This is a genomic window from Burkholderia sp. AU33423 (assembly GCF_002223135.1).
Lineage (GTDB): Bacteria > Pseudomonadota > Gammaproteobacteria > Burkholderiales > Burkholderiaceae > Burkholderia > Burkholderia lata_D.
In genome coordinates this window covers 214,826-236,981 of the sequence record NZ_NKFH01000002.1, presented here as the reverse complement: position 1 = coordinate 236,981, position 22,156 = coordinate 214,826, and the positions used below count along the sequence as shown (strand labels likewise).

General features: G+C 67.4%; 24 protein-coding genes. 4 read left to right on the top strand and 20 right to left on the bottom strand.

The window, feature by feature from the left end; all coding sequences use genetic code 11:
• Positions 1 to 64 precede the first annotated feature (64 nt).
• Positions 65 to 445 carry a DUF805 domain-containing protein gene (locus CFB50_RS01150; RefSeq protein WP_069246869.1) on the bottom strand — a complete coding sequence of 127 codons (381 nt, stop codon included), beginning with the start codon at positions 443 to 445 and terminating at the stop codon, positions 65 to 67.
• Positions 446 to 502: 57 nt separating this feature from the next.
• Here CFB50_RS01150 and CFB50_RS38470 point away from each other — a divergent pair, with 57 nt between their 5' ends.
• Positions 503 to 1,240 (top strand): hypothetical protein, encoded by a 738-nt coding sequence (locus CFB50_RS38470; RefSeq protein ID WP_144020618.1) that lies wholly within the window; start codon positions 503 to 505, stop codon positions 1,238 to 1,240.
• Positions 1,241 to 1,321: 81 nt separating this feature from the next.
• Here CFB50_RS38470 and CFB50_RS01140 read toward each other — a convergent pair whose 3' ends face one another.
• From CFB50_RS01140 to flhD, 16 genes are all read right to left on the bottom strand, one after another.
• Positions 1,322 to 1,819 carry a VOC family protein gene (locus tag CFB50_RS01140; RefSeq protein WP_069246867.1) on the bottom strand — a complete coding sequence of 166 codons (498 nt, stop codon included), beginning with the start codon at positions 1,817 to 1,819 and terminating at the stop codon, positions 1,322 to 1,324.
• Positions 1,820 to 1,986: 167 nt separating this feature from the next.
• A complete protein-coding gene (locus CFB50_RS01135) occupies positions 1,987 to 3,225 on the bottom strand; it encodes a DUF3443 family protein (protein ID WP_069246866.1) in 1,239 nt (412 codons plus the stop codon).
• A gap of 16 nt (positions 3,226 to 3,241) precedes the next feature.
• Entirely contained in the window at positions 3,242 to 3,745 is a 504-nt protein-coding gene (locus tag CFB50_RS01130; protein WP_069246865.1) for a DUF2844 domain-containing protein, read from the bottom strand.
• Positions 3,746 to 4,005: 260 nt separating this feature from the next.
• The gene (gene cheZ / locus CFB50_RS01125) at positions 4,006 to 4,737 is read right to left on the bottom strand and encodes a protein phosphatase CheZ (RefSeq protein WP_069246864.1); all 732 of its coding nucleotides are present in this window, start codon (positions 4,735 to 4,737) and stop codon (positions 4,006 to 4,008) included.
• A 1-nt stretch (position 4,738) separates the two neighbouring features.
• On the bottom strand, positions 4,739 to 5,134 hold the full coding sequence (gene cheY / locus CFB50_RS01120) for a chemotaxis response regulator CheY (protein WP_039346818.1): 396 nt from the start codon (positions 5,132 to 5,134) through the stop codon (positions 4,739 to 4,741).
• Positions 5,135 to 5,201: 67 nt separating this feature from the next.
• Complete coding sequence (locus tag CFB50_RS01115; RefSeq protein ID WP_069246863.1) at positions 5,202 to 6,293, bottom strand: protein-glutamate methylesterase/protein-glutamine glutaminase; 1,092 nt, start codon at positions 6,291 to 6,293, stop codon at positions 5,202 to 5,204.
• Entirely contained in the window at positions 6,290 to 7,015 is a 726-nt protein-coding gene (gene cheD, locus CFB50_RS01110) for a chemoreceptor glutamine deamidase CheD (protein ID WP_069246862.1), read from the bottom strand. Before cheD ends, CFB50_RS01115 begins: the two co-directional genes overlap by 4 nt.
• The gene (locus tag CFB50_RS01105) at positions 7,012 to 7,995 is read right to left on the bottom strand and encodes a CheR family methyltransferase (protein WP_069246861.1); all 984 of its coding nucleotides are present in this window, start codon (positions 7,993 to 7,995) and stop codon (positions 7,012 to 7,014) included. Before CFB50_RS01105 ends, cheD begins: the two co-directional genes overlap by 4 nt.
• Positions 7,996 to 7,998: 3 nt before the next feature.
• On the bottom strand, positions 7,999 to 9,966 hold the full coding sequence (locus tag CFB50_RS01100; RefSeq protein WP_089444751.1) for a methyl-accepting chemotaxis protein: 1,968 nt from the start codon (positions 9,964 to 9,966) through the stop codon (positions 7,999 to 8,001).
• A gap of 37 nt (positions 9,967 to 10,003) precedes the next feature.
• The gene (gene cheW / locus CFB50_RS01095) at positions 10,004 to 10,519 is read right to left on the bottom strand and encodes a chemotaxis protein CheW (RefSeq protein WP_043185043.1); all 516 of its coding nucleotides are present in this window, start codon (positions 10,517 to 10,519) and stop codon (positions 10,004 to 10,006) included.
• 51 nt (positions 10,520 to 10,570) lie between these two features.
• The gene (cheA, locus tag CFB50_RS01090) at positions 10,571 to 12,781 is read right to left on the bottom strand and encodes a chemotaxis protein CheA (RefSeq protein ID WP_089444750.1); all 2,211 of its coding nucleotides are present in this window, start codon (positions 12,779 to 12,781) and stop codon (positions 10,571 to 10,573) included.
• A gap of 33 nt (positions 12,782 to 12,814) precedes the next feature.
• Positions 12,815 to 13,192, bottom strand: a complete 378-nt coding sequence (locus tag CFB50_RS01085) for a response regulator (protein WP_011350594.1) — start codon at positions 13,190 to 13,192, stop codon at positions 12,815 to 12,817.
• Positions 13,193 to 13,216: 24 nt separating this feature from the next.
• On the bottom strand, positions 13,217 to 14,242 hold the full coding sequence (motB, locus tag CFB50_RS01080) for a flagellar motor protein MotB (protein ID WP_069246858.1): 1,026 nt from the start codon (positions 14,240 to 14,242) through the stop codon (positions 13,217 to 13,219).
• A gap of 13 nt (positions 14,243 to 14,255) precedes the next feature.
• The gene (gene motA / locus CFB50_RS01075; RefSeq protein ID WP_069246857.1) at positions 14,256 to 15,116 is read right to left on the bottom strand and encodes a flagellar motor stator protein MotA; all 861 of its coding nucleotides are present in this window, start codon (positions 15,114 to 15,116) and stop codon (positions 14,256 to 14,258) included.
• Between the two features lie 180 nt (positions 15,117 to 15,296).
• Positions 15,297 to 15,851 carry a flagellar transcriptional regulator FlhC gene (gene flhC / locus CFB50_RS01070; protein ID WP_011350591.1) on the bottom strand — a complete coding sequence of 185 codons (555 nt, stop codon included), beginning with the start codon at positions 15,849 to 15,851 and terminating at the stop codon, positions 15,297 to 15,299.
• Between the two features lie 92 nt (positions 15,852 to 15,943).
• On the bottom strand, positions 15,944 to 16,264 hold the full coding sequence (gene flhD, locus CFB50_RS01065; protein WP_027788649.1) for a flagellar transcriptional regulator FlhD: 321 nt from the start codon (positions 16,262 to 16,264) through the stop codon (positions 15,944 to 15,946).
• A gap of 647 nt (positions 16,265 to 16,911) precedes the next feature.
• Here flhD and CFB50_RS01055 point away from each other — a divergent pair.
• Complete coding sequence (locus CFB50_RS01055; protein WP_089444749.1) at positions 16,912 to 17,976, top strand: glycosyltransferase family 4 protein; 1,065 nt, start codon at positions 16,912 to 16,914, stop codon at positions 17,974 to 17,976.
• 105 nt (positions 17,977 to 18,081) lie between these two features.
• Here CFB50_RS01055 and CFB50_RS01050 read toward each other — a convergent pair whose 3' ends face one another.
• A complete protein-coding gene (locus tag CFB50_RS01050) occupies positions 18,082 to 18,378 on the bottom strand; it encodes an H-NS histone family protein (RefSeq protein ID WP_021162849.1) in 297 nt (98 codons plus the stop codon).
• 300 nt (positions 18,379 to 18,678) lie between these two features.
• On the opposite strand from CFB50_RS01050, the gene aqpZ reads away from it, so the two are divergent.
• On the top strand, positions 18,679 to 19,422 hold the full coding sequence (gene aqpZ / locus CFB50_RS01045; protein ID WP_069246855.1) for an aquaporin Z: 744 nt from the start codon (positions 18,679 to 18,681) through the stop codon (positions 19,420 to 19,422).
• A 118-nt stretch (positions 19,423 to 19,540) separates the two neighbouring features.
• On the opposite strand, the gene CFB50_RS01040 is transcribed toward aqpZ, so the two are convergent.
• Together CFB50_RS01040 and CFB50_RS01035 are read right to left on the bottom strand one after the other, a co-directional pair.
• Entirely contained in the window at positions 19,541 to 20,365 is an 825-nt protein-coding gene (locus CFB50_RS01040; protein ID WP_069246854.1) for a Cof-type HAD-IIB family hydrolase, read from the bottom strand.
• Between the two features lie 136 nt (positions 20,366 to 20,501).
• The gene (locus CFB50_RS01035; protein WP_069246853.1) at positions 20,502 to 21,383 is read right to left on the bottom strand and encodes a BadF/BadG/BcrA/BcrD ATPase family protein; all 882 of its coding nucleotides are present in this window, start codon (positions 21,381 to 21,383) and stop codon (positions 20,502 to 20,504) included.
• Positions 21,384 to 21,525: 142 nt separating this feature from the next.
• On the opposite strand from CFB50_RS01035, the gene CFB50_RS01030 reads away from it, so the two are divergent.
• The gene (locus CFB50_RS01030) at positions 21,526 to 22,128 is read left to right on the top strand and encodes a DNA-3-methyladenine glycosylase I (RefSeq protein WP_069246852.1); all 603 of its coding nucleotides are present in this window, start codon (positions 21,526 to 21,528) and stop codon (positions 22,126 to 22,128) included.
• Positions 22,129 to 22,156 lie beyond the last annotated feature (28 nt).

The following is a 22,156-nucleotide window of genomic DNA, read 5'->3' as shown; positions in this document are numbered from 1 at the left end:
GCCGCGGATGCGACGCGAAATCGGGCCCCGACGCGGCGGCGTCGCGCGTCGGGGCAGGTGTCGGTCAGGCCGCCACGATCGGGTCCGCGCCGAAGCGGTTCGGACCTTCGGTGCCGCGCGAGCACATCCACACGAGCAGCAGGATGGCGCCGACGATCGGGATCAGCGCGAGCAGCAGGAACCAGCCCGAGCGGCCCGTATCGTGCAGCCGGCGCACGCTGACCGCGATGCTCGGAATGATCAGCGCCAGCGAAACCAGGCCGATCACGACGAGCAGCAGCAGCGTGATCAGGCCGGCGTCGCGGCCGGCCGCGCCGATGATCTGCGCGGCGATCGACAGCGCACAGGTCAGCAGCGCGAAATACCAGTATTCGGCACGACGCGCACGGCCTTCGAATGTCGCGTATTTATTGAGTGCGGAACGAACGGCTTCGGAAAAATTCATTTTATTACCCTCCTGTTTTATATAGACGACCCCGGAAACAACGCCGGCATTATATGTTTGAATTTCGCGGGACTCCATCTCTTTTCACGTACTGGCCAGGGCGTACCGGGCCACCTCGCCCGCCCGTACGGCGCCGGCACGGCGCGGGTATGGCTGCAACAGCGGAATGCCGTGCCATCGGCTTGCATGCCGCGTCATTTTAATAATCTTGAAGACCTGACAGAAACGACAGCCCCCGATAATCCAGCATTTGATTACATCCGAATGAAATCGGTTGCAATTGATAATCGGCAGCCCGTGTACCGCATTCGATTACCCGGCCGGCATTACGCGGGCATGCAAAGCGCGCTACGCTTCGCCATGACTTGCCGATTCCGCTCGAACCGCACCATGCTCCGTCATCCGCTCGCTCCGTTGCTGTCGCTTGCCTGCGCGCTGACCGCCGGCTGCGCGGGCACGCCGGCCCTGCCGCCCGGCGCGCAGGCGCCTGACGCGCCGCACCCCGGCACGATCGCCCTGCACCATGCGTGGAACGGATCGACGCAAACCCTGCGCGCGCAGGATTTCCCCGCGAGCTTCACCTTGCGCTGCGTCGACACGCGTGGCGAGCCGGTGGAACGCGCCCGCGCGGCCTGGTGCGTGCCGGTCGTCGAGATGGAATCGATGTCGGTCGATGCCGCCGGGCGCCCGGTCGCGCCAGCCGATGCCGTCCGGATCGAAAGCACCGCGTACGGGCCCGGCCACCGCGTCCTCGACCACACGAGCCTGATGCGCGACGGCCGGCCACCGGCCTAGCGCCCGTTCCGGCCGCTCACGGGTTTGCGCGGCCCCTGGCGCCGGTTCGCCGGTTCACGCCTACAACGGGCTACCCGCCTCCTAGCCGGCCGCCGCGCGCTGCAGCGCGTCGAGATCGAGCTTCTTCATCGTCATCACCTGCGCCATCACGCGCTCCGCACGCGCCGGATCGCCCGTCATCAGCTCGCTCATCTGCGCCGGCACGACCTGCCACGACACGCCGAAGCGGTCGCGCAGCCAGCCGCACTGTTGCGCACGCTCGTCGCCGCCTTCCGACAGGCGCGCCCAGTAGTGGTCGATTTCGTCCTGGTCCCGGCAGTTGACGACGAACGACACGGCCGGCGTGATCTGGAACACGGGGCCGCCGTTCAGCGCGACGAATGCCTGCCCGTCGAGCTCGAACGCGACGGTCATCACCGCGCCCTCCGCGCTGCCGGACGCGTGCGCGCCGGCCTTGCCGTAGCGCGCGACGTGCACGATGCGCGCGTTGTCGAACACCGATACGTAGAAACCGGCGGCCGCCTCGGCGTCGCGGTCGAACCACAGAAACGGCGTGATGCGTTGTATGCGCGGGGTCATGGCGCTGTCTCCTCGATGTCGTGCCGGCACGGGTGCCGGTATTACATCGTAGGCGCTGTGCCCGCGCGCGGTGGCCCGCCGGTCGGACCCGTCGTGCCGCGCACGGCCGTCGAATAAAAAAGGGGGCGATCGCTCGCCCCCTTGGTCCTGCATCCCGCCGTGCCGCGTCAGAACGCGACGAAAGGCGCCGCGCCGCCGCTCGCGGTCTTGTCCATTCCGAAGTAGATCGTCTTGCCGTAGAAGTGCGGCATGCCGATATCGAGCCAGCCGGACGAACCGAACGGGCCCGCGATGTCGTTGAACGCGAACGTCGACGGGTTCGCGAACAGCGAATCCGCGTTCACGACGGGCATCGAGACCGTACCGCTCACGCCGTTCTGGCCGGTCAGCGTCGCCGAGTAGGTGGTCGACGCCGTCGGGCAGTAGAACTGCGTGTTCTTCGAACAGGCCGTCTGCGACGAATCGTTGAAGAAGTAAGCATTCGAACCCGTATCGAAGAACGCGGTCACGTTGCGGCCGAGGAACGTCGCGCTGACGTCGCCCGTCGTGGTCGACGTCATCACGGTCTTCCCGGTCAGGGCGGGCAGGCCGAACGTCAGCGTCCCGGTCGCACTCGCCTGCCCGTTGTTCGAGATGGTCGGCATGCTCACGCTCACCCCGCTGCTGTCGGCGAAGCGATGCACCGGGTTGGCCACCTGCTGCGCCACCGGCACGAGCGCGACCGTGCAGCTCGCGTTGTCGCCGTTCGGGCATGCGTAGTAGTTGTTGTTCGTCGACGTCGACGTGGCGCAGGTCGTGCCGCAGTCGACCGGTGCCGGCCCGATGCCGAGGATCCCGTTCGCGCCGAGCGCGCTCGCCGAGTTGGCCGACGCGCCGCCGTTCGTGCACGAACTCGGCACGTTCGTCGTGCCGAGGTCGCCGATGATCTGCACGGGCAGCGAACTCGCCTGCTCGGAGCCGATCGACAGGTCGACCGTGCGCACGGACCCCCACGTATAGCTCGACACGAACTTGCCGCACTCGGCGACCGGCGCGCCGCCGCTCGTCACCTGCGGGAGGCTGCCGAGCACGCCCGACACGGCGCTGCCGACGAGCCGCAGCCCGTAGGACGCGGTATCGACGAGCACGTTGTTGACCACCTGGCAGTTCGACGTGCCCGGCACGCAGACCTTCAGGCTGACGGTCGGGATGTTGATCACGTTCGCGACGCCGGCGTTGACGGTGATGACGGCCGTGTTCCCGGAATTGCCGTCCGAGCCGCCGTTACCGTTGTTGCCGCCGTTGCCGTTGTTGCCGGAACTGCTGCCGCCGCCGTCTCCGCCGCCGCATGCCGTCACGAGGACGGCCGTCGCCGCCGCGAGGCCCAGCACGCCGAGCCAGCGCTTGAATGTACGAGGAATTTTCAAGATCGCTCTCCCGCTGTCACTGGATGTCGGTGCCGGTCAGGCCGGCTGGCAGCGCCGCCGGCAGCCACGCCTGGCCCGAGAAGGCGCCCATGTGGCCGCCTGTCCGGATCACGAGGCCGCTGGTGTCGACGGACACGGGCGCGCGCCAGCCGCCCGCCTTGTGCGCCACCTGGACGCCTGCGGTGTACTGCGGGAAATAGCTGCCGAGCAGCGACGCGAGATCCGGCATCGTCGGCCCTTGCCACGCGAGGCCGAACACGCTGCCGGCGGCCGACGTGTATTCGTGGATGACGGTGCCCGATCCGAGCGTGATCTCGCGAACGGTATAGGCGGCCGTGCTCGTCTGCATGCCGTCTGCCGAGCGCATCGCGCGCTGCAAGGCGCGCACGGTTGCGGCCCGATCGTCCGCCGGCGGCGACATCGGCGCGCCGCCCAGTTCCGCGTATGCGTGGACGCTCCACAGCACACCCATTGCAGCCGTCGCGTGCGCGACGGCCCAGCCCAAGCGTTTCAGCTTCACGTTCCCCCCCAGGGACTGGCTTCGTTGCCGGCGGTGCGGCCATCGCGCCCGCGCCACCTGCCAACGTATGAAATCGTATGAATGACGCTACGTTGCTGCTGACGCGTAGTATGCCTGCTGCGTGTGCCGAAGTGTCAATTTGACGCAGGATCACCCTGCGCCACGCGGGAGCCGCGTGCGCGTGAAGCAGTGCGGGGGGACGGTGTGATGCGTGCATCGGGCGCCGCCGCGACAGGCGGCGCCCGATGCACGCGGCAGGGTCAGAAGCCCAGGCTGGCGAGCAGGTCGTCCACCTGCCCCTGGTCCTGGACCACGTCGGTTTTGCCTTCCGGCGCGATCTGCGGGCCGTTCAGCAGCGACTCGGGGCTGCCGGTCGAGCTGATCTGCTCGGCCGCGAGCGCGGCCGCGGTGGCCGCGAACTGCTCGCGCCGCTCGGGCGCGATGTTCTCGACGAGCACCGTGAGGAGCTGCTGCTCGATCAGGTAGACCATGTCCATGATCTTCTTGATCACCTGCCCGGTCAGGTCCTGGAAATCCTGCGCGAGCATGATCTCGAGCAGTTGCGCGCTGGTTGCCGAAGCCGACTCGGGCAGCGTGCGCAGGAACGTGCGCGTATCGTCCATCAGCTCGCGCACTTCCGCGTGCTCGATCGGTGCCGCGTACCACTGCGCCCAGCGCGCGTCGAGCGCCTCGGCCTCGTTCTGGATGCGCTCCTGCATCGGCTTCGCGACCTCGATCGCGTTCAGCACGCGCTCGGCGGCCTGCTCGGTCATCGTCGCGACGTAGCGCAGCCGGTCGCGCGCATCGGGCACGGCTTCCGCCGCCCGCTCGACATGCTTGTCGAGCCCGAGCTCGCGCATCGAATCGCGCAGCGCGCGCGTGACATGGCCGATGCGCGCGAGGATGCGGTCGCTCGCGAAATCGGCGCCTTCGGCGTGGCCGTCGGCACTGAACCCGGCGCCGGTCAGCGCGGCATGGATCGGCTCGTTCACGTCAGCTCCCGGTCTTCGCCATCTTGTCGATGATCTTGTTCAGCTTCTCGTCGAGCGTCGCGGCCGTAAACGGTTTCACGACGTAGCCGCTCGCGCCGGCCTGCGCGGCCGCGATGATGTTCTCCTTCTTCGACTCGGCCGTGACCATCAGCACCGGCAGGTGCGTGAGCGTCGCGTCCGCGCGGATTTCCTTCAGCATCGCGAGGCCGTCGAGGTTCGGCATGTTCCAGTCGGAGATCACGAAGTCGAAACCGCCGCCGCGCAGCCGCGCCAGGCCGGCCGCGCCGTCCTCGGCCTCGTCGACGTTCGAATAGCCCAGTTCCTTGAGCAGGTTGCGGACGATCCGGCGCATCGTCGGGAAATCGTCCACCACCAGGATTTTCATGCTCTTGTCCATCGTCGTTCCTTTCCAGATTCGTTTCCGTCGGGACGCGTATCGTGGCACGCGCCCCGTGACATTCCATTCAAACGCGCTGCACGCGGTCGCCCATCGTCGCCAGGCGCGCCATCACGCGACGGCTCATCTCGGCGAGCGGCACGATCTCGTCCGCGCCGCCGAGCGCGATCGCCTCGCGCGGCATCCCGAACACGATGCAGCTTGCTTCATCCTGCGCGAACGTGTGAGCGCCCGCGCGTTTCATTTCCAGCAGGCCGGCCGCCCCGTCGCGGCCCATCCCGGTCAGGATCACCCCGAGCGCGTTCTTGCCCGCGTGCGTCGCCGCCGAGCGGAACAGCACGTCCACCGACGGACGGTGCCGGTTCACCGGCGGCTCGTCCGACAGTTGCGCAATATAGTTCGCCCCGCTTCTCGCCAGCAACAGGTGCGCGTGGCCCGGTGCAATATACGCGTGGCCCGGCAGCACGCGCTCGCCGTGCTCGGCTTCCTTCACCGCGATCCGGCACAGGCCGTTCAGCCGCTGCGCGAACGACTTCGTGAAGCCCGGCGGCATGTGCTGCGCGATCAGCACGGCCGGCGCATCCGGCGGCAGCGGCGTCAGCACTTCGCGGATCGCCTCGGTGCCGCCCGTCGACGCGCCGATGATGATCAGCTTCTCGGTACTGACGAGCGGGTTGTTGATCATCGGCGCGGCCGGGTGGCTGTCCGCCGTGCGCGCGACGGCCTGCGGCTGCGGCGCCTGGCGCACGCGCGCCCGCGACGCCGCGCGGATCTTGTCGGCGAGCTTTTCCGCGTAGTCGAGCATCCCGTCGCGAATCCCGACGCGCGGCTTCGTGACGAAATCGACCGCGCCGAGTTCGAGCGCACGCAGCGTGATTTCCGAGCCGCGCTCGGTCAGCGACGACACCATCACGACCGGCATCGGCCGCAGGCGCATCAGCTTCTCGAGGAAGTCGAGCCCGTCCATGCGCGGCATTTCGACGTCGAGCGTGAGCACGTCGGGGTTGTGCTGCTTGATGAGCTCGCGTGCGACGAGCGGATCGGGCGCGGTCGCGCACACCGTCATGTCGGGCTGGCTGTTGATGATCTCGGTCATCAGGCTGCGGATCAGCGCCGAATCGTCGACGCACAACACTTTGATCTTCTGCACTGCGGTCATGCCTCCTGCTTTCTTGATAGGTTCACCGCCCGCACGCCGCCGGCCGGCGCCGCGCTGCGCGCGCCGAACAGCTCGATGCGCGGCCGCGCCGGCTGCGGCGGGGCCGGACGCTTCGCCGCGAACAGCTCGACCTGCGGACGCGGCCGTGCGGTGCGGGCGCGATCGGCCTCGCGGGCGAGCGCGGCTTCGCGCTCGGTGACGCCCGGCACCTGCAGCCGCAGCTTCTTCACCGCCGCGCGCCCCGTGGCCGCCATGAACGCGACCTTGCGCGGGTGCACACCCTGCAGGTCTTCCGCCGTGATGCGGATGCGTTCGAGCGCCAGGTAGCGGCGCACGAAATCCGCGTTGCGGTCGCCGATGTTGATCGTCGTCATCCCGGCCAGCACGGCGGCGCCCCCGAACACCTTCGCCTCGAAGCGTTCGCGGCGCCCGCCGGCCTTGATCATCTCGTTGATCAGCACTTCCATCGCATACGCGCCGTAGCGCATCGATTCCGACGCGGCCGCGCCCGGATCGGCGCCGTCGTCGGGCAGCATGAAGTGGTTCATCCCGCCGATGCCCGCGTACGGGTCGTGCAGGCACGCGGCAACGCACGAGCCGAGCACGGTCATCAGCACCATGTCCTCGGACGTCGTGTAGAACTCGTTCGGCAGCAGCTTCACGCCGGGACGGCCGAAGTGGTTGTCGAAGTAGCGATTGGTGGCGATCGGCAGGGCGCTCATCCGCGCTCTCCAAGAGCTGATGCGGCGCCCGCGGCATGCATGCGCGCGGGAGACGGCATCGCGGACGCCTGCGCGCCCCGCGGCCGCGTGCCCTGTGCGGCGTCGCGGGTCAGTTCGTACACCGTCTGCCCGCGCAGCCGGAATGCCTGCGTGACATACGTGAAGTTCTCCGAATGGCCGGCGAACAGCAGCCCGCCCGGCTTCACGAGCGGCTCGAAGCGCGACAGCACCTGCCCCTGCGTCGGCTTGTCGAAATAGATCATCACGTTGCGACAGAAGATCGCGTCGAACGGCTTCGCGATCCCGTAATCCGCATCGGTCAGGTTCAGCTGCTCGAAGCGGATCATCGCGCGCAGCTCGGGGCGCACCTTCACGCGGCCGGCCTGCGCGCCCGTGCCCTTCAGGAAGAAGCGCTTCAGTCGCTCCGGCGCCAGGTGCTTGACCTGATCGTACGTGTAGATGCCGGCTTCGGCCTTCGCGAGCACCTGCGTGTCGAGGTCGGTCGCGAGGATCGACGCGCCGCGCGCGGCCGATTCGCCGAGCGCCTCGATCAGCGTGATCGCGATCGAGTAAGGCTCTTCGCCGGTCGACGCCGCCGAGCACCAGACCGAGACCGGCGCCGGCCGCCCCTTCACGAAATCCGACAGGATCGGGAAATGGTGCGACTCGCGGAAGAACGCGGTCAGGTTCGTCGTCAGCGCATTGGTGAACGCTTCCCACTCGAGCGGATCGTCTTCCTGCTCGAGCAGGTCGAGGTAGTCGCGGAACGTGTCGAGGCCGCGTGCCCGCAAGCGGCGCGCGAGACGGCTGTACGCCATGTCGCGCTTGTGCTCGGACAGCGAGATTCCCGCGCGTTGATGGATCAGCGCGCGAATGCGTGCGAAATCCGCGCTGGTGAACGCGAAGTCGCGCCCCGGCTCGCCCGCGCGAGGCGAGGCATCCGGTACATCGGGTCGAAACGGCGCGCGCGCGTGCGGCATGGTTTAGAAGGTCTCCCAATCGTCGTCGGACGTGCCGGCCGTGGCCGCCGCCGGCTTCTCGCCGTTCAGCGCCGGGCGCACGAGCGCGGGCTTCGCGGCCGGCTTGTCGGCCGGTGCGGCGGTTTTCGCGAGACGCGGCCCGTAGCCGCCCGCGGCCGTGCCGCGGGAAGCCGGGGCCTCCTTCTGCGCGTGCGCGCCGGCATCGGCCGCGCGCTTCGGTTCGTGACCCGCGCCCGACGCAGCCGCGGCGGCGGCACGCGTCGCCGGCGCAGCACGCCGTGCCGGTTGTGCGGTGGCCTGCGGGGACGGCAGCGCGGCGACCGGCGCCGCGTCGAAACGCGGCTCCGACGTCAGCGCCGGCGCGGGCTCATGCGCGACCGGCCGCGCGACACCGCGCGACGGCGCGAGCGCGATGCCGCCCATCACGCGCCAGCCCGACACGATCGCCTTCATCTGGCGCGTCTGCTCCTCGAGCGATGCGGCCGCGGCGGCCGCCTGCTCGACGAGCGCGGCGTTCTGCTGCGTGACCGAATCCATCTGGCCGACCGCGCGGTTGACCTGCTCGATGCCGGTCGACTGCTCGTCCGACGCGGCGCTGATCTCGCCCATGATGTCGGTCACGCGGCGCACGGCCTGCACGATCTCGTCCATCGTCGAGCCGGCGCGCGACACGAGCGCCGACCCGCTTTCGACCTTCTCGGCCGAATCGCCGATCAGCTGCTTGATTTCCTTCGCGGCGCTCGCGCTGCGCTGCGCGAGCGAGCGCACCTCGCCCGCGACCACCGCGAAGCCGCGGCCCTGTTCGCCCGCACGCGCGGCTTCGACCGCCGCGTTCAGCGCGAGGATGTTGGTCTGGAACGCGATGCCTTCGATCGTGCCGATGATGTCGACGACCTTGCCCGAGCTCGCCGCGATGTCCTGCATCGTCGACACGACCTGGCCGACCACCTCGCCGCCCTGCGTCGCGATGTCCGATGCATTCACCGCGAGCTGGCTGGCCTGCCGCGCGTTTTCCGCGTTCTGCCGCACGGTGCCCGTCAGTTGCTCCATGCTCGACGCGGTTTCCTGCAGCGACGCGGCCTGCTCCTCGGTGCGCTGCGACAGGTCGGTGTTGCCGGTCGAGATCTCGCGCGCGCCGACGTCGATCGACTCGGTCCCGCGATGCACGGCCTGCACCATCGTCGTGACGGCGTCCTGCATCCGCTTGATGCCGCCGAACAGGCGGCCGATCTCGTTGGTACTGAATACGTTGACCGGCTGCGTGAGGTCGCCGCCGGCGATGCGCTCGAAGTGCGCGATCGCGTCTTCCAGCGGCTGCACGATCAGCCCGCGCAGCGCGAAGCGGATCGCGATCACGACGACGAACGCAATCGCGATGCCGGCCGCGATCAGCCCGATCATCAGCGAGATCTGCGATTGCGTCGTGGCCTGGCGATCTTCCGCGCGCTTTTGCAGCGAGGCGACCACGGCCGCCGCGGCCTGGTCGTACGCGACGAACATCGGGCTGATCTTGGTATCGGCGACCGCGTGGTACGCGGCCATGTCGCCCGCGCGCGCGGCTGCGAATTCGGGCTCGACGCCTTCCTTCACGATCGTCGTGTAGCGGGTGGTCAGGTCGTCGACGAGCGCCTGCTCGACGCCGAGCTTCGGCGTCGCCTGGAACGCCTGCCAGTTCTGGTTCGACTTCGCGTACAGCTCCTGCGCGCGGTCGAGCACCTTGGCCGCTTCGGCCGTGTTGCCGGCTTCCGTCAACGAGCGGAAGCGGTCGAGCGACACGCGCGCGCGCAGCAGGTACGACGAGGTATCGTCGAGCGAGTGGATCGCCGGCAGGTCGACGTGCGCGATCGCGTCGAGCGAGCGGCTCGCGTGATTCAGCGCGACCAGGCCGAGCCCGCCGACGGCTGCGGCCAGCGCCACGAGGATGAGTCCGACCGCCGTGAGCGTCGTGCGGATCGACCAGTTATGCAACATTGCAGATTCTCCCGAAATTCCTGCGCGCGCGGCGCGCTTACCCGCCGAGCGTCTCGATCAGCGCCATTTCACGGCTCGACATCAGCTTCTCGATGTCCATCAGGATCAGCATCCGGCCGTCGACCGTGCCGAGGCCCGTCAGGTACTCGGTCGTCAGCGTCGCGCCGAATTCCGGCGCCGGCATGATCTGGTCGGTCTGCAGCGTCAGCACGTCCGACACGCCGTCGACCACCATCCCGACCACGCGATGCGCGACGTTCAGGATGATCACGACGGTCTGGTGGTCGTACTCGACGCGGCCGAGATGGAACTTGATCCGCATGTCGACGATCGGCACGATGATCCCGCGCAGGTTGATCACGCCCTTGATGAATTCCGGCGCGTTCGCGATGCGCGTGACGCTGTCGTAGCCGCGGATTTCCTGCACCTTCAGGATGTCGATCCCGTATTCCTCGTCGCCGAGCGTGAACACGAGGAACTCCTGGCCCGTCGCGTCGCCTTGTTCCGCGTCGCGGCGGCTCGTAGCCGCGTTCGCCGCGGCCGGATTGATCATTTGGACTTCAGCAGACACGTTTGCCCCCAATCGGTTGAATGGCGAGTGACATCAGAACATCGCGAGCTCGGCGCCGGCACGGGCGCCGTGCATCGCACGGGTTTCGCGGTTCAGCGCCGCGACGTCGACGATCAGTGCGACGCTGCCGTCGCCGAGGATGGTCGCCGCCGAGATGCCGTGCACCTTGCGGTAGTTGGTTTCAAGGTTCTTCACGACCACCTGCTGCTGGCCGACCAGCTCGTCGATCAGCATCGCGAAGCGGCGTCCCTCGGTTTCCATGATCGTGACGATCCCTTGCGTCGGGTCGGTGCGCGCGTCCTCGACCGAGAACACCTCGTGCAGCGCGACCAGCGGCAGGTATTCGCCGCGCACGCGCACCACGCGCTCGCCGTTGCCGACCGTGTAGATGTCGTCGTTCGACGGCTGCAGCGACTCCATCACGAAGTTCAGCGGCAGGATGAAGATCTCGTTGCCGACCTTCACCGACATCCCGTCGAGGATCGCGAGCGTCAGCGGCAGCACGATCCGCGTGGTCGTGCCGCGGCCGGCCACCGACGTGATTTCCACGTGGCCGCCCATCGACTGGATGTTGCGCTTCACGACGTCCATCCCGACACCGCGGCCCGACACGTCGGTCACCGTCTCGGCGGTCGAGAAGCCCGGTGCGAAGATCAGCTGCCAGACTTCGTCGTCGCTGATGTTGTCGGACACCTGCATGCCCTGCTTCGCGGCCTTCGCGAGGATGCGTTCGCGGTTCAGGCCCGCGCCGTCGTCGCTCACCTCGATCACGATGTTGCCGCCGTGATGCGCGGCCGACAGCACGAGCTGGCCGACCGCGTCCTTGCCGGCGGCCACGCGCTTGTCGACCGTCTCGATCCCGTGGTCGAGGCTGTTGCGCACGAGGTGGGTCAGCGGATCGATGATCCGTTCGATCAGGCTCTTGTCCAGCTCGGTCGCCTGGCCGAACGTCACCAGCTCGACCTGCTTGCCGAGCTTGCCGGCGAGATCGCGCACCAGACGCGGGAAGCGGCTGAACACGTAGTCCATCGGCATCATGCGGATCGACATCACGGCTTCCTGCAGGTCGCGCGCGTTGCGCTCGAGCTGCGCCATCCCGTTGAACAGGCGGTCGTGCAGCGCCGGATCGAACGCGCTCGCGGTTTCCGCGAGCATCGCCTGCGTGATCACGAGCTCGCCGACCAGGTTGATCAGCTGGTCGACCTTCTCGACACCGACGCGGATCGAGCTGCCTTCGGCGCCCGATGCCGCCGCGGCGGCCGGGCGGGCGCGCTTGTCGTCGTGATGCGCGGCGGCCTGCGGCGCGTGGTCGGCGTGCGCCGGCTGGGCCGGCTGCGGTGCCTGCGCTTGCGCGGCGGCGGCCGGCTCGGCGGGCGCCGCCGGTGCCGATGCGGCCGGTTGCGGTGCCGCGGCCTGCGGCGCGAATACCTCGGCGCGCGCCGGTTGCGCGGCAGCCGGTGCGGCCGGCGCCGTGCCGCGCCCGACGCGGATCTGGCTTTCGTCGATCACGAAGCAGCACACGGCGACGATGTCGTCGGACGGCACGTCCGATTCGACCCACAGCGTCAGGTCGGCGCCCACTTCCTCGCGACCGACGATCCGGCCGAGGTTGCCGAGTTCTTCGGTGAGCAGTTCGCGATCCTTCGCGTCGACGCCCACGAGCGTGATCTTCAGGTGCGGGCCGCCTTCGCCTGCGTCGCCCGCCGGATGCGCGGCCGCGACGGCCTGCTCGATCACGTGGTCGGGCACGCGGTCATCGCTGGCAGCCGGTTCCGCGGCCGGCGCAGCCGGTGCGGCGACGGCAGCGACCGGCGCCACGGGCGCAGCGGCTGCGGCTGCCGGCGCACCCGCGCCGCTCTCGGCCTTCAGCCGTTCGAGCTTCGCGCAGATCGTCGCGGCGGCGGCCGCGTCCGGTTCGGCGCTCGCGCGGTAGTCGACGAGCTGGTCGGACAGCACGTCCTTCGTCTCCAGGAACGCGTCGACCATTTCCTTGGTCAGCGTCAGCTCGTGGTTGCGTGCGCGGTCGAGCAGCGATTCGAGGATGTGCGTCGTATCGGTCAGCGCGGAAAAGCCGAACGTCGCCGCGCCGCCCTTGATCGAATGCGCGGCGCGGAAGATCGCGGCCAGATCCTCGGGGTCGGGCGAACCGACGTCGAGGTTCAGCAGCAACTGCTCCATCTGCGCGAGCAGCTCGTCCGCTTCGTCGAAAAATGTCTGGTAGAACTGAGTGATGTCGAGAGTCATGCCCGGTCCCGGGTTGAATGCGTCGCGTGAATGTCAGGAGGCGGCCGGCTCGGACAGCGTCGCGACCAGGTCGACCAGCACGGCGGGGTCGATCGGCTTCTCGATCCAGCCGGTCGCGCCCGCGTCGCGTGCGGCGTCCTTGAACGCGTCGCTGCCTTCGGTCGTCAGCACGAGGATCGGCGTTTCCGTATAGGCGGTCAGCTTGCGCAGCGCGGCGATCACTTCCAGCCCGCTCTTGCGCGGCATGTTCTGGTCGGTCAGCACCAGGTCGTACGGCACGGTGGCCGCCAGGTCGAAGCCGGCCTCGCCGTCCGGCGCCACCGTCACGTCGTAGCCGGCCTGCATCAGCGTTGCCTGAAGCAGCGCACGCATGGTCGCGGAGTCGTCGATGGCGAGAATGGTTCGGATCATGTCTGTCTCGGAATCTCGTAAACGTCAGGGTTTCGGCACGGCGACGGCGGACGCCGCGAGCGCCGGGCGCGCTGCCGGCGCCGGGGCCAGCTGCTGCGCGAGCTGCTGCGAGCCGGCCGCATCGGCCGACAGCGTCGTGGTCGTCGCATCGTCGCGCATCAGCGCCTCTTCGGATTTGCGGTTCAGCACGATCACGCTGATCCGGCGGTTTTCCGGATCGAGCGGGTCGGCCTTGTTCAGGTTCTGCGTCGACGCGAGGCCGAGCACGCGCAGCACCTTCGCCTCGCCCATGCCGCCGGTGATCAGCTCGCGGCGCGACGCGTTCGCGCGGTCGGCCGACAGCTCCCAGTTGCTGTAGCCGCCCTCGCCGCCCGCGTAAGGCACCGCGTCGGTGTGGCCCTGGACGATGATCCGGTTCGGCACGTCGTTCAGCGTCTTGCCGATCTCGCGCAGGATGTCGCGCATGTACGGCTCGACGTGGTCGCTCGACATCGCGAACATCGGCCGCTTCTGCGAATCGACGATCTCGATGCGCAGCCCCATCAGCGTGGAATCGATGCGGATCTGCTGCTTGAACTGTCGCAGCGTCGGATTGGCCTCGATCGCGGCCATCAGCTTGATCTGCAGGTCGTGCAGGCGCGTCTGCTCGAGCCGGTCCTGCGCGGCCTGCGCGGTCTGCGCCTGCGAGCGGGAATGCTCGTCGCCCATCTTCGCGAGGCGTTCGGCCAGTTGCGTCGTGCCGTCGGTGCGGCGCAGCGTGCCGGCGTCGACGCTCGACAGGTCGCGGCCGCCGCCGTTGATGATGCTGGAATCCTGCGAGCTGCGGTCGCCGCTGCCGAACAGCGCGGCCTTCAGCGGCGTGTTGAAGTATTCGGCGATCCCCTTCAGCTGCACCGGCGTGACCGAGCTCAGCAGCCACATCAGCAGGAAGAACGCCATCATCGCGGTCATGAAGTCCGCGTACGCGAGCTTCCATGCGCCGCCATGGTGGCCCTTCTTCGCCGGGGCCACGCGCTTGACGACGATTGCACGATCCTTGCTCTTGCTCATGGGGCGCTCCGCATCACTTCGCCTTCACGCGGCGCACGTGTTCTTCGAGCTCGGAGAACGACGGGCGCTCGGTCGAGAACAGCACCTTGCGGCCGAACTCGACCGCAATCGCCGGCGCATAGCCGTTCAACGTCGCGAGGATCGTCACCTTGATGCACTGGAACATCTTGGTCGACTCGGCGACGCGCTGCTCCGCGAGGCTCGCGAGCGGCCCGATCAGCCCGTACGACAGCAGGATCCCGAGGAACGTGCCGACCAGTGCCTGCGCGATCATCGCGCCGAGCACCGCGGGCGGCTTGTCGGCGGACGCCATCGTGTGCACGACGCCCATCACGGCCGCGACGATACCGAACGCCGGCATCGCATCGCCGACGCGCATCAGCGCATGCGCGGGGCCTTCGCCTTCCGCGTGGTGCGTCTCGATCTCCTCGTCCATCAGGCTCTCGATCTCGAACGCGTTCATGTTGCCGCCCACCATCAGGCGCAGGTAGTCGGTCAGGAATTCGACGATGTGACGATCGGCGAGGATCTTCGGGTATTGCGTGAAGATCGGGCTCTTTTCCGGATCGTCGATGTCGGCCTCGAGCGTGAGCGTGCCTTCCTTGCGTGCCTTCGCGAGCAGCACGTAAAGAAGCGCCATCAGCTCCATGTAGACATCCTTCGTGTATTTCGAGCCCTTGAAGAGCGTCGGCAGCACGCGCAGCGTGGCCTTGATGGTCTTGCCGCCGTTGCCGAGGATGAACGCGCCGACACCGGCACCCACGATCATCAGGATCTCGATGGGCTGGATCAAGGCGCCCAGATGCCCGCCTGCCAGCGCATAACCGCCGAAGACGGACAACAACGTCACGAGTGTTCCCACGATAATCAGCACTGCCTGTCCCTCACGAATGACCGGCGGGGAGACCGCCGTTAAACAGGTTTACGGCAGTCGGCAGGAAAACTTTCGCGGGCGGCCAGGCGGCGGCCCGACGGTGTTTACCAGCAATATGCAGACGATTCGCGCCATCCCGGCGCGGCCTGAACGCCCCGCCCGGCCCTGCCCGGCTGGCGCTCAGGCTGCGGCGGCGGCCAGTTCGGCGCGCGCGGCGGCGGCCTTGCGGGTCTTGCCCGCGCGCGACGGCGGCTGGCAGAGGCCGCAGACGAAACCTTGATGCGGATCATGCGCATGCGCGACGAAGTGGCCGCCGCAGCGCGTGCACGGGGTCATCTGCAGCATCCCCGAATCGAAGAAGCGCACGAGCGTCCACGCGCGCGTGAGGCTCAGCGCGGCCTCGTCGCCGGACAGGTTCACGTGCTCCTGATAGAGCCGGTACGCCTTCACGATCGACTGGATCGGCTCGCAGCGGCCGTGGTCCTGCATGAACCGGTAGATGTTGTAGAACAGCGACGAGTGGATGTTCGGCTGCCACGTCATGAACCAGTCGGTCGAGAACGGCAGCATCCCCTTCGGCGGCGACACGCCCTTCAGTTCCTTGTACAGCTTGATCAGACGGTCCCGCGACAGGCTCGTCTCCGCTTCCAGCAACTGCAGCCGGGCGCCCAGTTCGATCAGTTCGATAGCGAGGGTGATTTCCTTCACCTCGATCACGACGCTTTTGCTTGCCATGGTGAAAACCGTCCGCTTGACGTTATTCGGATGGATGGCCAATACGCTGCCCACCGGCGCGGCACGCCGGGACAAACGCAAGGCGGGATGGATCAGCGGACGCCTTCGACCTGCTGCCCGGCCATCAGGATGGCCGAGTGGGCGTGCGCGACGACATCGCTGCGACCCTTGTCGGCGAGCGACGAGAGCAGCGCGTGATCATCGAAGCGGAAGCGGCACAGCATCTGGTTCGACGCGGCGAGCTTCACGGTCTGTGCGAGCGTGAGGTTCCCGAGCACGTCGGCGAGTTCCTGGGAAATGCCCATGCGGAACATGCCCATCGCTTTGTCTTCCCGCAGCAGGCGTTGCGCGAGGAGGAGGTACGACAGGTTGACCTCTTTGATCTCACTGAGCATTTCGCTGGTAGCGCTCATGATTCCCCCGTTAAAGTGCTTTGGCCATTCGTGTTATGAAAACGTTTGCTCGATCAGAGCGCTCTTGGCACTCAGTCGGCTCGTTTATAGTCTTACAGGGCGAATTTTGGCTAAACGGCATTTATGCCGGTATCAGCGAAGTGGCGTATGCCGTGCAGGATTTCTCTGTAAACCGTGTAGGAATTTTTCCGACAAGGCGAATTGAAAGGTGCAAGCGGGGAAGCGCGTGGCAGCAAGGATTCGGCTGCGATGGGTCCGATGTACCGAAAGGCTTGCCGGCAAGGCTGCCGACAATCGGATCGGTAAAAATTATAGTGCTTTTTCACGAAGACGCAACAATAGTTGCGTCTATCTCCATTTCTGTATCCGCGCCCTTTTTATCGGGGTTTTCGCGTATTTCATCGTGTAACAAGCCTTAAGTGTTTGAAAAAACACTCGAACCCCCCAGGGCGATATCGATAATGGACTCCAATGGGCGGCGGCGCGAGCCGTGCCGGCCCGCCCCGCAGCTTGCCGTCCGGCGCCCCGCGCACCCCGCCCAGGGCACGGCCACGTACCGCCAACCGCGTACGCCGGCGAGTTCCGCAACCTTGCACGGGATCCGCATCGGCGCCCCCGCGCCCCCGGATCGAAACAGGAGAACATCCATGCGAATTGCCCAGATCGCGCCGCTTTATGAAGCCGTTCCGCCGAAACTCTACGGCGGCACCGAGCGTGTCGTGTCCTACCTCACCGAGGCGCTCGTCGATCTCGGCCACGATGTGACCCTGTTCGCCAGCGGCGACTCCGTCACGTCGGCCCGTCTCGAGGCGGCCTGGCCGCGCGCACTGCGGCTCGACCCGTCGATCCGCGATTCGATGGCGCCCCATATGCGGCTCCTCGAAAAGGTCGCCCGGGTCGCGCACGAATTCGACGTGCTGCACTTCCACCTCGACTACCTGCCGTTCCCGCTGATGTCACGCCTCGTCACGCCGTACGTGACGACGCTGCACGGCCGCCTCGACCTGCCGGAACTGCAGCCCGTGTTCGACGCGTTCCCGGACGCGCCGGTCGTGTCGATCTCGAACAACCAGCGCAAGCCGCTGCCGCAGGCCGCGTGGGCCGGCACCGTGTATCACGGGCTGCCCGACACGCTGCTCACGCCGCAACCGGGCGTGAAGCCCGAATACCTCGCGTTCCTCGGCCGGATCTGCCCGGAAAAGCGCGTCGACACCGCGATCCGGATCGCCGCGCAAAGCGGGCTGCCGCTGAAGATCGCCGCGAAGGTCGACAAGGCCGACGCCGACTACTTCAAGGAAGTGATCGAGCCGCTGCTCGACCAGGCGCACGTCGAATTCATCGGCGAGATCAACGAGGCGCAGAAGCCCGCGTTCCTGTCCGGCGCGAAGGCGCTGCTGTTCCCGATCGACTGGCCGGAGCCGTTCGGCCTGGTGATGATCGAGGCGATGGCCTGCGGCACGCCGGTCGTCGCGTTCAACCGCGGCTCGGTGCCCGAAGTGATCGAGGACGGCTTGACCGGCTTCATCGTCGAGGACGTGCAGGGCGCGGTCGGCGCGCTGCACCGGATCGACAGCCTGTCGCGCACCGCCATCCGCGAACGTTTCGATACGCGCTTCAGCTCGAAGGCCATGGCGCAGCGGTACGTCGAAACTTACGAATCGCTTTGCACGGGAGCCCGTCAACCGGCATTGCGCCGGGTCGCCGGCGCCTGACACGGAATTCCGCAAGGAAATATGCCGTAATCCAATCCGCGCCGAAATTGGCGCGGATAACAAAAGAGCCGCATCTCGATGCGGCTCTTTTGTTTGGGCTTTCGGTCATTCGATGAGGAAACGGTCGCGGTTTTTACCGACGATCCAATTCGGCGGCTTGCCGCGCCCGCTCCAGGTCGCGCCCGACTTCGGATCGCGGTATTTCGGGGGCAGCGGTGCCTTCTTCGGCGGACGCCCGCGCTTCGCTCGCTCCGCGAAGCCCAGATCCTGGGCAGTCAGCCCATATTCGGCAATCTTTTGCTGGACCTCCGCAATCACCGCCGCCACTTCCTGGCGGCGCACATCGTCCGCCTGGGCCTGCAGATCGGCGATCTGCGCCTTGAGTTTCGCGTATTGAGACATTTTTTGACTCCCCTTTTTGATGATGCGGCCCCGGCGAATCCGGCCGGGACACCAACATCCGTTACGCCATCCGCACTGCCGCCCTGCCCTTTGAAATGAATGCTGTCATCTTTAACCGATTCGGCTATATCGAGAATGCGGACTTATTCTAATAAAAGGCATTCGTCAGCCATTCAAATTTAACAATCGTTGACCCTCCCCGACCCGATTCATTTCCTATAATCCAGACCAATTCCGGATGACGATTTAAATCCGTCGCGTCGTCCGGTTGTCTTCAATCCACTTGAACGAGGTCCTTACATGAATCTTTCTCAGCGTCTCGCTGCAGAGGTATTCGGCACGTTCTGGCTGGTGCTCGGCGGGTGCGGAAGCGCCGTGCTGGCCGCCGCCTTTCCGGGCCTCGGCATCGGCTTTGCCGGCGTCTCGCTTGCCTTCGGCCTGACTGTGCTGACGATGGCATTCGCAATTGGCCACATTTCGGGCTGCCACCTGAATCCGGCGGTGAGCGTCGGCCTGACGGTCGCCGGCCGCTTCCCCGCACGCGATCTCGTGCCGTACATCGTCGCGCAGGTGGTCGGCGCGACGCTCGGCGCATTCGTGCTGTACCTGATCGCGACCGGCAAACCGGGCTTCGACGTCGTCGGCAGCGGCTTTGCGACGAACGGCTTCGGCGAACGCTCGCCCGGCCACTACGCACTCAGTTCGGCGTTCATTTGCGAAGTCGTGATGACGGGCTTCTTCCTGTTCGTGATCCTGGGCGCCACCGACAAGCGCGGCGTGCCGGCCGGCTTTGCGCCGATCGCGATCGGTCTGTGCCTGACGCTGATCCACCTGATCTCGATCCCGGTCACCAACACGTCGGTGAACCCGGCCCGCTCGACCGGCCCCGCGCTGTTCGTGGGCGGCGATGCGATCGGTCAGCTCTGGCTGTTCTGGGTGGCACCGATCATCGGCGCGGTACTCGCCGGGATCATCTATCCGCTGGTCGCGGGGCGTGACGACGCCGTCGACCTGCTGCCGGCATCGGCTCGCACAAGCGAATAAAACACTACGGGGTCAAGCGAGCAGAGCAGCGAGCCTCACGCTGTCAAAGAAGATCGAGGCAGGTAATTTCGACGGGCGCCACTGGCGCCCGTTTTTCATTTCCGCCCCGGCAGGACGTTCAGGATGCGGCGACGTTGTCTTCGAGCGAGAACAGCGTGCGCAGGTGGCGGGCGACGCCCGCATCGAAGTTGTTGCCGATCCGCGGGATGTGCGGGAGCCGCGCGACCAGGTCGGGATTCGCGTTGTTCATCATGAACGCGTGGCCGGCGGTTTCGAGCAGGTCGATATCGTTCATGTTGTCGCCGAACGCGATGCAGTGGCCGGTGTCGACGCCGAGCCGTGCGAGCACCGAGCGCAGCGCGCGGCCCTTCGACACGTTCGCGGTCATCACTTCGAGGCAGTCGGGCAGCGAGTACGTGACGTACAGCGCATCGCCGAAGCGCACGCGCATCTGCTCGGCGACGACCGCCAGATCGGCCGGATCGCCGATGTACAGCACCTTCGCGATATCCGCGCCGTCGTGCGCGGGCATGTCGATCACGTCGTAGCGGAAGCCCGAATCCTGGTGGAATTCGAGCAGGTGCGACGCATCGCGGTCGATCAGCCAGCCCTGGTCGGTAAACAGGTTGACGATCACGCGGCCGTGCGCGCCGACGACCTCGGGCTGCACGAGGCCGCGGACGATTGCCGGATCGATGTCCTGCGCGTGGATCGTCGTGTCGTCCGGCGCATGCACGCGCGCGCCGTTCGACGTGATCAGGTACGGCCGGATGCCGAGCACGTCGCGAATGCCCGCGACGTCCGCGTAATGGCGCCCGGTGGCGATCACGAACTGCAAGCCGTCACGGTCGAGCCGGCGGACGGTATCGATCGTGTACGGATCGAGCTGGTGGTCGCTGTTCAGCAGGGTACCGTCGAGATCGGTGGCGATGACTTTGTACATGGGACAGAAGAATGGCGCTCAGGGCTCTGCGGAACGGCCATTTTAACGTCGTACCCGGTTGCCCGCCGGGCGGTTCCCGGTCGATTGCCGCCAGCGGCGCGGTTGCGGTGCGCCTTCCTCCCACCTCGACACGCCGTCAGCGCCCCTCCGCCGCCCGCAGCGCCTGCAGCGCGAGCCGCAGCGCGCCGTGCGCGGAATCGTCGAGCGGCGCGCGCAGCCGGGCGGCATGGCGCGCCGGCACGGCCGGTGCGAGGGCGTCCGCCAATCCGCCGCACAGCGCGACCGGCAGCGCCTGCTGCGGATCGAGCGCGTCGATCATCTTGCCGATCTCGTCGCCCGCCTGCGCGATCAGCGCGCCCGCGACCGGATGCGAACGATGCGCGAGCACGATCGGCGCAAGCCGCGCGTAGATCGTCTGGTTCGCATCGCACGACCACTGGACGAGCGCGTCGCGATCCTGGGCGCCCGTTTCCGCGAGCAGCGCGTTGGCGAACGCATCGCGCGGCACGCGGCCGTCGAGCGCCTGCTGTGCATACGCGAGCGCGCGCACGCCGAGCCATGCGCCGCTTGCCTCGTCGCCAGACGGGAAGCCGAAGCCGCCCGCGATCCGGCACGCGCCGGCCGCATCGAGCGCCGCCGCGATGCTGCCGGTGCCGAGCGCGACGATCAGCCCCGGCGCGCCGCCGTGCGCGCCGACGACGGTCGTATACGCGTCGCTCTCGACCGCGAGCGCGCCGAGCGGCGCCTGCGCGCGGAACGCGGCCAGCCACGCCGCATTGTTGACGCCCGCGAGCCCGCAGCCGAGCGCGCACTGCGACCAGTCGAATGCATAACCGGCCTGGGTGAACGCATCCGCGCAGGCCGCGCCGATCGACGCCCACGCGCGCTCGATGCCGAGCCCGAGCCCCGACGGGCCGCCGCGCCCCTGCGCAAGCTCGCGCCCGTGCCGGTCGGCCAGCACCGCGCGCGTGCCCGTGCCGCCGCCGTCGATGCCGATCGCAAAAAGTAATGCCGCCATGCCTTCATCCCGCTGATTCGAACAGGCGCCAAGCTTAACCGGATCGGCGCCGCGCGCCCATCTGCCGTTCGGCCGGCTGTTCCGTGAAAAGGGCTTCCGCTATGCTGACGCGATCGAATCGATACGGAAAGCGAGGCAGACGATGTCGCAGCGGTGCAACTGGGTGAAGACGGAAGCGGATGCTCACTATCACGATACCGAATGGGGCGTGCCGTCGCACGACGATCGCCACCTGTTCGAAATGCTGATCCTGGAAGGCGCGCAGGCCGGGTTGTCGTGGTCGACGATCCTGAACAAGCGCGCGGGCTATCGCGAAGCCTTTGCGGATTTCGACGTCGATGCCGTCGCGCGCTTCACGCCGAAGCGCATCGAGAAGCTGCTGGAGAATCCCGGCATCGTGCGCAACCGCGCGAAGGTCGAATCGGCGGTCACCAATGCGCGCGCCGTGCAGCGCATCCGCGAAGAGCACGGGTCGCTCGCCGCGTTCCTGTGGTCGTTCGTCGGCGATACGCCGATCCAGAACGCGTGGCAGTCGTACCGCGACGCGCCCGCGTCGACCGAACAGTCCGACGCGCTCAGCAAGGCATTGAAGGCGTATGGCTGCAAGTTCGTCGGTTCGACGATCTGCTATGCGTTGATGCAGGCCACCGGCATGGTCAACGATCACGAGGTTGACTGCCCGTGCCACGCGCAATGCGCGGCGCTCAGCGGCAAGCAACCCGCACGCCGCCGTAAGGCGGGCTGACGGCGCGGGGCGCACCGGAGCCGCCACG